General features: G+C 57.1%; 14 protein-coding genes. 5 read left to right on the forward strand and 9 right to left on the reverse strand.

The window, feature by feature from the left end:
• Positions 1 to 1415: 1415 nt before the first annotated feature.
• Together M729_RS0129175 and M729_RS0129185 are read right to left on the reverse strand one after the other, a co-directional pair.
• Positions 1416 to 2147 carry a Crp/Fnr family transcriptional regulator gene (locus M729_RS0129175; protein WP_027163650.1) on the reverse strand — a complete coding sequence of 244 codons (732 nt, stop codon included), beginning with the start codon at positions 2145 to 2147 and terminating at the stop codon, positions 1416 to 1418.
• A 659-nt stretch (positions 2148 to 2806) separates the two neighbouring features.
• On the reverse strand, positions 2807 to 3058 hold the full coding sequence (locus M729_RS0129185; protein ID WP_024505862.1) for a hypothetical protein: 252 nt from the start codon (positions 3056 to 3058) through the stop codon (positions 2807 to 2809).
• Positions 3059 to 3490: 432 nt separating this feature from the next.
• Between M729_RS0129185 and M729_RS0129190 the strand changes: the two genes are divergently transcribed.
• Positions 3491 to 3712 carry a DUF768 domain-containing protein gene (locus tag M729_RS0129190; protein WP_013525056.1) on the forward strand — a complete coding sequence of 74 codons (222 nt, stop codon included), beginning with the start codon at positions 3491 to 3493 and terminating at the stop codon, positions 3710 to 3712.
• A gap of 597 nt (positions 3713 to 4309) precedes the next feature.
• Here M729_RS0129190 and M729_RS01000000136150 read toward each other — a convergent pair.
• From M729_RS01000000136150 to M729_RS0129210, 4 genes are all read right to left on the reverse strand, one after another.
• Positions 4310 to 4516: a DUF982 domain-containing protein gene (locus M729_RS01000000136150; protein WP_275954855.1), complete on the reverse strand. Its 207-nt coding sequence runs from the start codon at positions 4514 to 4516 to the stop codon at positions 4310 to 4312.
• Between the two features lie 300 nt (positions 4517 to 4816).
• On the reverse strand, positions 4817 to 5209 hold the full coding sequence (locus M729_RS0129200) for a response regulator (protein ID WP_013525059.1): 393 nt from the start codon (positions 5207 to 5209) through the stop codon (positions 4817 to 4819).
• A 79-nt stretch (positions 5210 to 5288) separates the two neighbouring features.
• The gene (locus M729_RS0129205; RefSeq protein WP_027163651.1) at positions 5289 to 5531 is read right to left on the reverse strand and encodes a DUF982 domain-containing protein; all 243 of its coding nucleotides are present in this window, start codon (positions 5529 to 5531) and stop codon (positions 5289 to 5291) included.
• Positions 5531 to 5761, reverse strand: a complete 231-nt coding sequence (locus M729_RS0129210) for a hypothetical protein (RefSeq protein WP_027163652.1) — start codon at positions 5759 to 5761, stop codon at positions 5531 to 5533. The genes M729_RS0129205 and M729_RS0129210 overlap by 1 nt, the downstream gene beginning before the upstream one ends.
• 376 nt (positions 5762 to 6137) lie before the next feature.
• Here M729_RS0129210 and M729_RS1000000139040 point away from each other — a divergent pair, with 376 nt between their 5' ends.
• The 3 genes from M729_RS1000000139040 to M729_RS0129225 all read left to right on the forward strand — a co-directional run bounded on the left by M729_RS1000000139040 (position 6138) and on the right by M729_RS0129225 (position 7832).
• Positions 6138 to 6722 carry a hypothetical protein gene (locus M729_RS1000000139040; protein ID WP_198032150.1) on the forward strand — a complete coding sequence of 195 codons (585 nt, stop codon included), beginning with the start codon at positions 6138 to 6140 and terminating at the stop codon, positions 6720 to 6722.
• A gap of 129 nt (positions 6723 to 6851) precedes the next feature.
• Positions 6852 to 7595, forward strand: a complete 744-nt coding sequence (locus M729_RS0129220; RefSeq protein ID WP_027163654.1) for a Crp/Fnr family transcriptional regulator — start codon at positions 6852 to 6854, stop codon at positions 7593 to 7595.
• A gap of 9 nt (positions 7596 to 7604) precedes the next feature.
• Complete coding sequence (locus M729_RS0129225) at positions 7605 to 7832, forward strand: hypothetical protein (RefSeq protein WP_027163655.1); 228 nt, start codon at positions 7605 to 7607, stop codon at positions 7830 to 7832.
• A 456-nt stretch (positions 7833 to 8288) separates the two neighbouring features.
• Here the strand turns inward: M729_RS0129225 and M729_RS0129230 are convergent, their stop codons facing one another.
• From M729_RS0129230 to M729_RS1000000139045, 3 genes are all read right to left on the reverse strand, one after another.
• Positions 8289 to 8996 carry a Crp/Fnr family transcriptional regulator gene (locus tag M729_RS0129230; protein WP_027163656.1) on the reverse strand — a complete coding sequence of 236 codons (708 nt, stop codon included), beginning with the start codon at positions 8994 to 8996 and terminating at the stop codon, positions 8289 to 8291.
• Positions 8997 to 10252: 1256 nt separating this feature from the next.
• A complete protein-coding gene (locus tag M729_RS0129240; RefSeq protein WP_013531390.1) occupies positions 10253 to 10906 on the reverse strand; it encodes an outer membrane beta-barrel protein in 654 nt (217 codons plus the stop codon).
• A gap of 409 nt (positions 10907 to 11315) precedes the next feature.
• Positions 11316 to 11678, reverse strand: coding sequence for a hypothetical protein (locus M729_RS1000000139045; protein ID WP_198032151.1), 363 nt, complete (start codon positions 11676 to 11678; stop codon positions 11316 to 11318).
• Positions 11679 to 12257: 579 nt separating this feature from the next.
• Between M729_RS1000000139045 and M729_RS0129255 the strand changes: the two genes are divergently transcribed.
• Complete coding sequence (locus M729_RS0129255) at positions 12258 to 13178, forward strand: hypothetical protein (protein ID WP_027163658.1); 921 nt, start codon at positions 12258 to 12260, stop codon at positions 13176 to 13178.
• The last annotated feature ends 76 nt before the right edge of the window (positions 13179 to 13254 follow it).

A 13254-nucleotide genomic window follows, 5' to 3' on the forward strand; every position in this document is an offset into this window, starting at 1 on the left:
CCCGCACGCTGCTGGCCAAGGAAAGGCAACCCTTGGCCGGGCCCGCATCGGTCCTCACCCAAGCGGTGCGGGCCCACTGTCGATGCTGCCGAGCCCGTCTTCACACCCTTGGGCGTATCTTTCGAACAGTTCCACCTTTTCTGGATAAGGAAGGCGGTGTAAACGCTGGCAACCTTCGCACCGATAGTGGGCGGCAACNATNAACCAACGCCCTGGCTTGGTGAACTCGTTTCCACATCCGGGGCATTTGAGTGTCATCTCAACCGAAGATAGTTTCTGGGAGAGCGGCATCAGGTCGCGTAACTCAAACTGCCGACGCCAGAATCAGCGTTATCCCCACCACCGTCGACCTTGTCGGACGTGTGAAGACCTTGAAGCGAGAGGACAAGCTAGGCCACGCGACTTTGCGGGCGATCCGTGAGGCGAAATCGTGAGGCTAAATGAAGTAAGCCCGCCGCTGAGCACACAACAACAGCGACGGGCCTTGCTCGCCTACGCTTGGTGGGGATTGATAACCAAGCTGAACTTAACTTGGATTTCAGAAACAGGTTCCAGCGCTACCAAAAGATTTGATCGCAGGTGGCCCGGCACCGGGTCTCGAAATCGGTGGCGGGGCCTTGCTCGGCTGTTTCAAGGAGATTTCCGTACCAATCGCGTCCCGAACTTCCATTTCAGAGACATGTTCCCTGGTCGTGGGACAGACACTTCAGCCTTTACAGGACGGCTTGATTTGGGGGGCCTTGGGCGTCGCTAGTGCTTGAAGCGAAGCTTCTGCAAAGTCCGACCGTAGATGGTAGCGAACAGCAGAGGCGTCTCTGACTTCCATGCGGACGCAAGCAAGCTCGTCAAGCAAGACACGCCCGCTGGCGCATAAGGTTGGCACGGATCGCACGCGAAAGCTCGATGTCGCTGAGGCGTTGGGAATGGGAAAAGTCAGCCCGATGTAGCACGTTCGTTTATTGATCACCTAATTGCCCACTGCTGCGGGCGTAGGCGGAGATCGATCAGGTCCCCGCAGATCTGACAATGCCCGCTATGCGGATAGCGACGGCATCAAGTCCGCCCTGGCAATCTCGTCAGGACGTGTGCCGCCGCTTCGGCCGTGTGGGCAGTGCACCCGAGAAGGTCGCCACCGCCTAACCTTGCCGGGTATTGGCGACGCCGGCCTATTGGCGACGCAATCCCAAACTCCCCACGATCCCTCGCTCAATATGACAGTTGAATCTGTGCTGGTGATTTTCCATGCAACCTCGAGGGGAGAGATGGTTCTGCTTGGAATGGGAAGCGTGGTGGGCTGGGTGGCGTAAGGCCAAGGTATAGTATGCCAACGACGTTGATCTCCCTGAAGGATGTCGATCTGAAGCGCCGGATTGCGAGATGATCTCTAATGGCAACCGGTTGTGCTCCCCAATGATCTAAGTCAGGTCTGGAGACGAGCGGATGTCTCCAAGCAGCCTCACGTAGTCTGCCTCCGGCTGACCGTAGGTGCCATTTGCAGATGCCAGAAGGCCGCTGCGGTCCCGGATACGCACTTCGCCACGTCGGGAATAGATGAACCCGCGTCCTTCCAGCACCTGAAGCCCAACGGTAACTCCCGGACGCCTCGAGCCCAGCATGATGGCTAGAAACTCATGGGTGATCACAACGCGTCCACCGTGGACCCGATCATCACACATTAGAAGCCATCGCGCCAAACGCTCTTCAAGGTTTGCGCGCGCGTTGATCAGCGCCGTATAGCTGGTCTGGATGTGGAGATACTGGACATAGCGCAAGAGTAAGAGGCGCAGCGTCGGGCTGTTCGCGAGTGCCGCCTTGAATGGCTCAGCTCCGATCCTGAAAGCGTTGCCGGGCAGCTGGACAAAACATTCATGCGCGGCATAGTCAGCCCCCATCACGAGCGCCGCACCAGTCATTCCCTCAAAACCGATAAGCGCAACCTCGGCTTCCCTCCCCAAGGTCCTCGCAACCACAGAACCGATGCCGTCCTCCAGGAAGTACATCGTAGTGATCTCCGAAGCGGCTTGCTCCAGATTCATTCTCAAATTGAGGGCACATGGCTCAAGGTGTGGCTGCAGAAGCGCTAGGTCATCGGGGTTGAGCCGACACAGCAATCCGTTTTTATAGGAATTGTTCTTTGGATTGGTCATGGCTCAATCCCGCCTGGGGCAAGAGCTTTCCAATCTCCTTGCCGTCCGCGCCCGTAAAAACGTGCAGACGATCTTGTGACGCTACGCCTCTTGGCGCGACAATCATAGGAGAATGCGAATCGATGCACGGCGAGCCCCCGCCACCGTGATTACAAAAGACTTGGAAGAAATGTCAGAGTTGGAAACGTACCGAGCTCGGGTTTGTACTAAACCGACATTCTGACGCCCCGGCCTGCCCGTCTTCATTTTGCCTGACCAGCGGAAGCGGCAACGGCCTAGTCTTGGCTTCTGACAGCAACGATGCGAGGCATGGCCGAGCCTCGCTTCGACTCCCGTGCCCGTCTCGCCATCTTGTACCTGCGTCGCGACCTGACTGCTTCCTCCGCCTGCTCGCGCGACATCTCCCCCGCGCGGCCAAACGGCTTCTTTTCTGGCATTCGATTGTCGTTGGCACGTTGGGTCACTGCCATGTCCGTCTCCGTTCGGAGCCGAACTTCGATTTGCCGGAACTATTCCATGCAGCACCCGCTGGTGCTGAGCGTGTTTTGAGCTGAGGTGAGGCGTTGTGAGGTCAAATTCCGTCGCGCTGCATTTCTAGCCTTGCATTAGAAACGCCATCCAGAATCCGGTGATAAAGCACGTCGAGCAAGTGGAGGTATTCAATCAATCTTGCCGGGCCGACCGGCCTTGGATTCCTCCAAGTCCAACTGGGCGCGACTGGCATGAACCAATGCTGCGATCAAATTTTCGTCGGCTGACTTTTTGCCGGTGTAGAGGCGCACAAGCTCGCGCGCCTGGACCTTCCAATTGGAGTCCGGGCTATCCCGGACGGCTGACGTAAGAGCCCGGGAGAGTATGTCGAAATCCAACAACGAAATACTCGGTCGGCTTCCTTTCACGATCAAATCCATCCTGTTGATCTGCGGCGTTCGCGACACTCGAAAGGTGGACAATGACCAGCATCGGCATCACCCAAAATAGGTCCATTCCTTCACGTGCTCAAGTTTCGGAAGCTCTCGCTGACCGATCATAGGACGCAGCGGCGCAGCGTAAATACCGCAGGGCAGCACCACTGCAATAACAAAGGTTAAGCGGTAGGCACAAAGCCGACTAGCTGCGGTTTTCTTGTCCAGCTTGCCTCTTCGGCAGCCCTGCCGATGACCGAACGCGTCAAAGATAAGCGGAACCTAATCTCCCGGCGTAGCTTGTCTCGATATGAGCGATCATGCCGAGGAACTAGTACCTCGCCCTCCACCAAGGTGGCAGAACCCGAAAGGAATTCTGATCTCGGCCGCTGTCGCTGTGCTTGCGTTCTGTGCTCTTCGCGGCTCGTGGAACTTTAGATGAGCACACGCGGCATCAACTTTCTGCACAAGTGGATTGCTAACGACATCCCAGAGACGGCGCCTCCCGACGCGGTCTCAATCGGTGAACTCACCCACAAGCTCCTGGCCGACGCCAAAGCGGTCGGCATCAAGAGAATAGAGCTGGATGAGGATGTGGATAGCCTTTACCGCATTTTCGTCGAAGCCATCGCTCACTTCGACGCCGGAATTCCAGAGTAGGTCCGCGGAGCTACGGTCTCATTCAAAAAGCGGATGCATCCGCTGGTGGGATTTCTATCAGATGGCGATGCCGTTCGAACAACACCAGCTTGTCTGGGTAGCCGAGACGAATCTTGGCATTGCAGGCCTCGCAACGAAACATGGATATTACCTTGAACCATGATCCTCGCCTTACAATAGGATGGCAGCATTTGGGGCAGTCGAAAACGAGCTCCGCATCTCCCAACTCGTCAGGTATGGGCATTGAAAGTCCTTTGTGGGGAGTTTGATCCATCCGGCAAACTGCGGTCAGGGTAAGCCCCGTGACGGTTGTAGAAGATTGGGTAGTCATAGGTCCATCCCACGCTACAATCCCTTTCAAGGCTAGGGTTCGCCCCCCGTGCGAACCGACGACCGCGGGGAGGGACGTAGCTGTGGCCGCCCACGCAACATCGATCTCCCGAGACAGTTCCTTACCGGAAGCCAAGCTCGGACCAATGCGTTTTGGCGGCGGGACTTAGGTCCGGCCCGTGAACTCCGCCACGTTTGTATCTGGCTTGGTCTTCAGCGAGCTACCCATCCGGTAATGCTGCCCGCAGGTGTCGACGGGGTGGCGGGCTAGTCAGTCTTTTCATGAGCAGCTCGGAACTGCCCCTCCTCGAAGCACCTCCGCGCCTCTTGAGCCGTCGCCTCACCGGCCATAGCGGCCATGCAGGCGCGGACAGCTTGGTTCCACTTAGGGCCACGCTTTGTCCATTTCACCAGATATTCGGAAGCGGCCTCCACGCTGTTGACGTTGTAGGTCATGCCGGGTCGCCCCCCGATGACGGGAACCGGGGGTGAACCAGTGGGTTGCCATCATACGACCCTCCCTCGCGACAATCGACGCTTGAGGTCTTCGGCATTCAGTATGCCTACCAGATCTTCGGCGTATTCCTGATCCAAATATTCCGCCGGTGCCCCCCATGCATCGGCTGGCTGGCCGGTAAACACGTCGAATACCGTCCAGCTCTCGTCCGAGTCTTGCCTTAAGCCGTATCGCAGTTGCACCACGAGGCTAATTTAGGAGATCGGAATGTCTGATGCAAATGTCTGAGCGAGGGGATCGTGTGACTGGGGGGCACGTCAGCCAGGAGCTGCCAGCCCTGCTTGTGAATTGAGAAGGTTTGCGAGGCCCGTGATGATCTGGGGCATAACGAACGGCTTGGTTATCATGAGGCTGTTTGGCACTCCAAGTGACGGCCAGTCCTCCGCACCATCGCCACTCATGTAAATGACTGGCAAACTGGGGTTGACGGTCCGCATGTGACGGGCGACGTCCCAGCCAGTGGGGCCTTCTCCGATCCTTATATCGGTCAGGAGGGCTGCGACACCATCCGGGTTACGATCAAAGGTCGCGATGGCATTGTCCCCTTTATAGACGGCAATCACCTCGAACCCGGCTTCACGCAGCGAGTGTTCGATATCCAGGAGGATAAGGCTCTCATCCTCCACGACCAGGACGGCACCTGAGTTCATTCGACGCCAGCTTCGCTCGTTGGTATCCGGGCATGCAACGGTGGCCGGCTGCGAATGTTCCTCGACGCCCCTAACATTGCTAATCGGGCAGCAGCATTTCCTCCTCCTCAGCCGCATCCTCGAAGAGTACACGGAAGTCGTTGGTCGGCATCTTGCCATCCATCGCCGTCAGGCAGGCCTCCGCCGCCAGTCGCCATTTGGGGCCACGGTTGGACCACTTCAGTATTTCCTCGGCGGCAGTGTCGATACGGCTGATCCCAAGGCGGAATCCCGGTCTGTCGGTCTTGACGTAGACAGGCGGGTTGAACCAACGAAGGGGCATCAGGATTCGCGCACGTCGAACGCAACGAAAAGCTCCCGTTTCGTGGCACAATCGACGATCATCGCGACCAACTGGCAGTCCGTCTCATGGAGATAAAAGCCGCGCTCGCGCACTGCTGTAATGGTTGCTTTCACGGAAATGATGGCGCCCGGTTGAGGGCCCAAAAGGATCTCTCGAACCAGCTCCTTGGCCGTCGTCTGCGCAGGCCGGACAGGTGTTTGAATGTCCATCCCATCCTCCCAGAGAGACAGAACCTCAATCGTCTATTCTGTGGCGCACTTTCTGAAAAAGACAAGTACCAGAAGCGTACAAAGCGGGTAGTAACGGGCGCGACCTTCTTGGGTCTGTGCGCTGTCATCAGACCATCCATGGGCGCTCATGGTCATCCAAACACAGCGCGGAAGGTCGGCCACCCCGAAGGAAGAATGTGCCTGTTCGGACATACATCGTCCGGAAGATGGTGGGATTACGGTCGCAGGAGCGCGCCGCCAAACTGCGCCCATAAGCGTTCGCACTCTCTCGCCCTTAGGCTCGGCGTCGCCGGTTCGCCGTAGAAGACCATGGCTCGGCGAACGTCGTATCCAGCACCGATGCGTTCGCCACGAATTGAATGGCCATTCCCAAGGTGATGGGAGCGATTTTGGCACCCGCTTTGGTCGTGAGGTCAACCACACCGAACACTTCGCACTGGCACGCCTGCCAGCCAAAACGGCCCTCGAGATCGCACTCTTCACGGCGAGGAGCATTTCGGTCAGTCGTCCGCTGAAACGGCTCTACAAACTCTCAAAAGCAAGGTTTGTTCCCGGTCACGCGGCATCTCCCCAAGTGCCGGTGTTCGGCTGCAAAAACCAAACTGGATCACGCGGCCTTTCTCATACCGGTGTAGTTGATATCAATCTGCTCGACCGGAAGGTCAAGCCGCCTAGCCCAGTTCCTCTCAGCGTCAAGCAGTTCATTCGGCCCAGTCAAGCCGTTCATGAACAGCCTGAGCACGTGCGCAGCTATGCGCTCTCCTCTCTCCGAAGCGAGAGGTACGCCGCACTCGTTGCAGACCGTGTGACAAACGTGGGCCAGCATCTCAACATCGCTCGGCTCCAAAAATCGGCCCGGATACAACATACCATTTCCTTGTTAGACGATTGCGATGGATGTCCCTTACGCAAGGTCAGCGGCAGCCACAATCAACTATGATAGTGACGTCTCGACGCTGGCAAGAAAGCAGGTCGGTCGCGCTGGCTGGCCACGGGTCGTCTGCTCTGGGCAGCGCGGCGGAACATTAGCGCCCGCTGTAAGTTGGGCGCCAACCCCAACAGGTTCTTCATGGCGCAGGTTCCTTCCTCGAACATTTTGATCCGCAAGCTCCAGACCATCTCGGAACTCGCAGAACCAGATATTGCAATTTTGGGAAATGCCCGGATTGAGGAGAAGCAATATCAGGCCAACGCAGACATTCTGCGCGATGGCGACCAGCCGACGCTTTCGTTTGTTGTTCTTGACGGCATGATAGGCTCGACCAAAATGACAGGTGACGGCAAACGCCAAATCACCTCCTTTTTTGTTCCCGGCGACATTCCCGACCTTCATGGACTGCATCTGTCGGTCATGGATTGCACCTTTACGGCTCTAATGCCCTCTCGGGTGGGCTTCATGCGGCACGATGCTCTTCGCTCTATTTGCGACCAGCACCCTTCGATAACCACAGTGTTTTGGCGCTCGACGCTTGTCGATGCGGCGATCTATCGAGAGTGGGTCACCAACGTCGGAAGATGCGACGCCTATACTGGCATGGCTCATATTTTGTGCGAACTTATTGTCCGCCTCCGCGCAGTCGGCCGCATAGAAGATCATGTGGCCCGCCTTCCGATAACGCAGGCTGCGCTTGGTGATGCGCTCGGCCTTTCCACCGTACACGTGAACCGAGTTCTTCAGGATCTTAGACGCGACGGCCTGATATCCACCGTGGGCTCGCATTTTCATGCAACCGACTGGTCAGGGCTCGTTCGCGCCTGGGATTTTGATGGGATGTATCTGCACCAAAGGGCCGCTGACGTGTTGCGCCAATAGAGGTGTTCCATGGCGAGATATTTCTTTGACAGCAGTGTCCGGGACGAGCTCATAAAAGACGATGAGGGGATCGAATGTGATGGGATCGAGGAAGCATGCCGAGAGGGCATGGACGGGCTCAGAGATTTGGCGCTTGAATTCTTCAAGGACCCCGATGGGCAGCAATTGGCGGTCTATGTCAGGGACGAGGCTGGTGAAAGGCTGCTGAGCTTGAGCATCACCCTTCAGGGAAGCTGAGTGGCTTTGAGCTTACCCGGTTTCGCTGTGTAGCCGCGCAGGGGCTCCAGCGTGCGAACCCGCCGTACGCATCGGCGGGGCCTTACGACAGACCGCCGGGACCGTTGTGCCGCAACCAATGAGCCGGTCGGTTTGCGAACGTCAATAGCGCCGAGGAAGGCTAATCGGCGGGTCGCGCGGGACTCATGGTGGTGCGCGGTCTCAGCGCCCAGAAGACCTCGATCACGAGTAGACGCGCGTCTTGCATGGGCCTGGCCTGCGCGAGGCTGTTCTTTGGGCAAGAAAGTGTTAAGACCGGAACATCCGTGCGCGCCCAGGGTTGGATTGCAATCGGGTCGGATCGCGGCTTCCGCAGCCGTTTCGTGTCACCGGCAATGTGGGCGGGACGGGCTGTATTGCTGGCGCGAGGCGCAGGTGCTTGGATCACCGCGGCCTACGTCCGGCATGCTTGGAGCGCTATAATCCAACTAGCCGAACGTAATCGGCTTCTGGCTTGCCGTAGGTGCCGTTTGCGCAGGCCGCAAGTCCGCTGCGGTCCCTGATGTGCACTTCGCCACGTCGAGAATAGATGAAACCACGTCCTTCCAGCACTTGCAGCCCAACGGTAACGCCTGGGCGTCTTGCTCCAAGCATGACGGCNAGAAACTCATGGGTGATCGCAAGGCGCTCGCCGTGGACCCGATCGTCACACATTAGNAGCCAGCGCGCCAACCGCTCTTCAAGGTTTGATTTTGCGTTGATCAGGGCCGTATAGCTGGTCTGGATGTGGAAGTAGTGGACATAGCGCAACAGGAAAAGGCGCAACGTTGGGCTGTTCGCAAGAGCCTCCTTGAAGGGCTCGGTTCCCATCCTGAAAGCGCTGCCGGCCGACTGAACGTAACATTGATGCGCTGCATAGTCAGCGCCCATCACGAGCGCGGCACCGGTCATTCCCTCAAAGCCGACAAGGCCTACCTCGGCTTCCTTACCTGAAGCCGTCGCGACCACAGAAGCGATGCCTTCCTCCAGGAAGTACACCGTCTCGATCTCCGAATCGGCTTTCTCTAAGGTCATTTTCGGCTCGAGGTCACACAGTTCAAGGTGTGGCTGCAAAAGCCCCAGGTCACCAGGGTCAAGCCTGCGCAACAATTGGTTTCTGTAGGAATCGTTCTCTGGATTGGTCATAGCTCAATCCCGCTTGGGGCAAGAGCTTTCCAATCTCCCTGCCGTCTGCGCCCGTAGACACGTGCAGACGATTTAAAAAATATACGCCCTCTGGCGCGCGATTGACAGTGAAATGCGACCTGATGCACGGCGTCCCCTCAGCCGCCGAATTACAAAACAGGGGTGGTGTACAAAGTTAAAGGGTTGGAATCGTACAGAACTCTGCTTCGTACGAATCCGACAATTTGTGATCGCAGCCAACGAGCCGGCATGATGTACATGGTTATCAATGTCGAGGCAGAGCGACGAGAGGGCGACCGACCGACTGGCAACGCGACGGCTGTGCCCCATAACGGGTCAAAAGTTTGGCATCTAAATTGCTTTCACAGGTATGGGGTGGGCGAGAGCCCGTCGCTTCGCAAATGGAGCGGCGGGTCTACCCTACCAGTGACTGTCGAATGGCCACGGCAGCAGAATGTACCGCCTTTCAGCAGAAACTAACGGAACATCCGTACTCGCCCAAAGTTGGATTGCAGGAAGCATCGCATGCGGGCTTCCGCAGCCCGTTTCGTGTCACCGGCAATGTGGGCGGGGCGGGCTGTTTTGCGTTGGTACGCAATTTATACCGCTGACTACTTGTGGGTAATCCAGTCCAACAAGCCAACGTTAACCTGCTCGCACCCGACATATTCGCGGACCAGGCTTTCAGCCAGGTGGCGCCATTCACACTCGGGAACGCCTGTTTCCCTGACCAGGTTTCGAAACGCCGAGCGGAGAATGTCGGCATCGAAGGCCGAGACGGCAACCTGGCTCCGGATCTCCCTCCCGGGCCATGTCATCGCGATGACGTTGGCGAAGGCGCTTGAGCAGTTCGCGCGAGGCCTCGATTGCGCGTCGGGAGTGGTCCATATCACGGCGAAATGAGGCAGTTCCGGCCAGGGAATGGTGCCGCAACCGAAAGCTGGTTTCTATAACCGCGCGTGCGACTTCTATATGCGTTTCTGCCATCGCGGCCTCCCTTCCTGCGAAAGGATTTATTTACTCTCTTGTCACGCGTGACCCAAGAAGGATTCAACGTACGGTTTGGTACGAAGGGGTGGCGCGCAGAGGGGCATGGTCCCGAACGAACGAAGGGCCTGAACGGCAAACTATTTGCGATCCAGGCCCCTAGCCGTCGGGTTCGTGGCGACATTGCGCCCGCGGAATGCCGTTCACAAGCTGGACCTTGGTCTTGCCATTCCCGCGGAGGGCGTCAAAGTCGGAGACGCGCTGAACAGTTAGAACTTCATCGCGATGCCGACGCGGAAATCGTGCGTCTGAAGCGTGTGTTCCAGCGTGCATCCGCCGCCACAATATTCAAGCGACTTCTTGCCGAAGAAGGAGAAGTCGTATTCGCCGCGCAAGAACACGTTGTGTGTGAGCGCGACGTCGATGCCTGCTCCAACAACACCACCGACCAAGGTGGCATCCCGCTCAGCGTTTCCACCCGGGTAGAATGTCTTCAGCTTTGCAGCGGTTACACCAGCCGTGACGAACGGCATGTAGGCTCCCATGTCCATGCCAACGCGACCCTTTACGGATCCGAACAAACCTGTGGAGGCGTCAAGGACGCCTGGGCCTGGAATATCGTCGAAGGTGTTCTTCTTGAAGCGGTAGCCAAGCTCGCCTTCGACGCCATAGACAATCTTGCCGGATTGGAGGTTATAGCCTGCAAAGCCGCCGACCGTTGCCGAGCCGACATTATGCGTTGCGCCAGCCTGGGCGCCCGGTCCATAGATCTTGTAGTGTTCCAACGTTCCGGCACCGAACACGCCGGCGTATGGCCCTTGCCAGGTCCATTCAGGGGTATCGACAGGAGCGATCGTCATATCGGCAGCCATGGCCGGAGCCGCGGAAAGCGCAACGAATGAAGCGAGCAAAAAAGCTTTCATGAAATCCCCATCAAAATCGCCAATCGCTTTATATCGATGAGCCTGCAACTTTGTATATAGCTAGGAAGTCACACCCGTAGGCTAAGTTGCTGCGCCTGAATTCGGCGAAATAGGTATCGGGATGGCCGGTGCAAGCAGGCATCCCTCGAAGAGCTCAATACTTCCGCGTCAGGCTTCGATGCGGGCATTATCGAGAAATTCAAGTGCGGAGCGTGGAAGGGTGCCGTTCTGATCTTCAATGAAGCCGCTGCCGCACGGATCAGGCTTGCAGCTGTGTTCGTGAAGAATGCCGATGGGTATACCGGACGGCTCAATCCGCAGCAATCAGGAAGGATGCCGTCGACGCCATAGTTAGGCGGCGGCGCGCAGGGCGGTGACTCGCCCAATGTCCGGGTCCCTTCTCAGCCATCTATCGGTAAAGTCCCGGGTATTTGGCCTTCTCAGCCTGGCAATTTCCCGCTCTCTGGACCGCCATGGCGTAAGCTCTTTCATAGGTGCGAATGGCCTTCCGGAACTTAGGAGGATTAGGCGTCAGGTGTTTTTCTATCCCCTCGTACAAAAGCACAGGGACAGCAATGATAGCTTTTCCATCTTCTGTAGGCCTCAGCCGGCACCTTTGCATAACGCCGTTGAGGTTACCTGCCATTTTAGCGGCCAAATTTAACTTGGCATCGGGCATCCCGACCAGGAAGTGGATATTGTCCTGTCCTGCCGAAGCCGCCGAAGACGCGAAGCAAATTGCGGCGGCGAGTGCGACCAAAATGCGGATCAAAGTGACGTCCCCCCAATATTCCCAAATCTGAGCCAGGCTGAATATTTGGCAACCTAGCACCAAGCACACTATCCACAAATATGACACCTTCAAAACGCTCTCGCTCGATGCGCCAATGGGAGGGACTGACCTTAGGCGAATCGATTTGCTGGTGGCGCCGGAACCTTACGAGCCGGAGGAGGACGAAGAGGATGATCCGGATACGGTGATGCTCTGGGGCGGATACTCGCGTTGGCAAATGAAAAATTCCAGGTGGATAAGCGGTGGATCGAACCCGAACCTTGTTTTCTAAGCTTTTGAAAATGTTATGGTTTTTGCATTGTGCTGGTGCCCCCGGACGGCGCTAAAGGCCAAACCCATGCGAGGCTTTCCGCCCGAGTTTACCTTAACAAATCAAGGGGATAGAAGGGTATCTTCCCCCGAAGCGGTTAAGCTCGGTGTACCTCTTTGTGCCCGAATGGTGTACCTTCTGTCAACATTCTTAGCCGAGTTCGCTGTCGATGACAGTTTGTCCTGTCCATTTGTCGTGCACCGTCAGAGGCGCACCCATATGATGGCGAAGTAGTTGGGGGCACAATCATGAGCATACTTCGCGAGATACAGGCTGCGGTGATGAGTGATGGCGCGGAACTCAGCACGATCCTGCTAAAGACGATGTTCCTGGCATCGCGCCTCGGCAGCGAACCACTTGAAGACTGGGTGAAGTACGAGACGGAAGGGTATCCCCGCGAGGTCGATGTGCCACAGTACCGGATCATCGAAGTAAGCTACAAAGGAACGTGGTCGGGACCTTTTGGGCGGAGCATCCAGAACGCGCCGATACCACCTTTGGTAATTCAACAGTACGCTGGCGTAGCATGGACTCAATACCAGGTGCGCGAGAGTATCGCAGGTGTGGAGGAGATGGCTGGGAAACAGCCCGGAACGCTTGGGATCAACGCCTCGAATCTCATACTCCTGCTTCAAGGCAAAGTGTACGACGACGATTGGATCTGCAATGCGGTCGTCGGGCAACTCTCGGCGGTCGCCATGAAGGAGATCAAGCAAGTGGTGCGCAGCCGCATCTTGGAACTCACAATCGAACTCGAGAAGCGAGTGCCAGAGGCGGTCAAGCTTACCCTGACAAAAGCTATACCGCAGAAGCCAGAGCGCAAGGCGGCGGTGACGCAGGTCTTCAATCAGACCGTGTATGGGAATTTTACCCACGTGACGGCATCGGAAGGTGCCCAAATAACTCTGTCCATCACGGCAGGTGATGTTGGTTCGATGGCGAGCGCGCTGGTGAAGGCGGGGCTGCCTCAGGCTGCCGCGAAGGAATTTTCCGAAATCGTTGCGGCCGAACCGCCGGAGAGTGCCGAGAAGCCTCTCGGAAAGAAGGCACTGGCATGGGTCAAGAAGAACGCACCCAAGGCAGCAAGCGGCGCATGGAAGATCGGCTCATCTATCTTGACAGATGTGGCCACAGAGGCCGCGCTGAAGTACTACGGCCTGAAGGCATAGGCCCCTAGAGGTCAGTAGAAGGGTAGTAGATGGCGATATGGCCATATTTCTGCTCTGCCGACGGACCAACCTTGGA

The sequence above is a fragment of the Mesorhizobium sp. WSM1293 genome (genome assembly GCF_000513875.1).
GTDB lineage: Bacteria > Pseudomonadota > Alphaproteobacteria > Rhizobiales > Rhizobiaceae > Mesorhizobium > Mesorhizobium ciceri.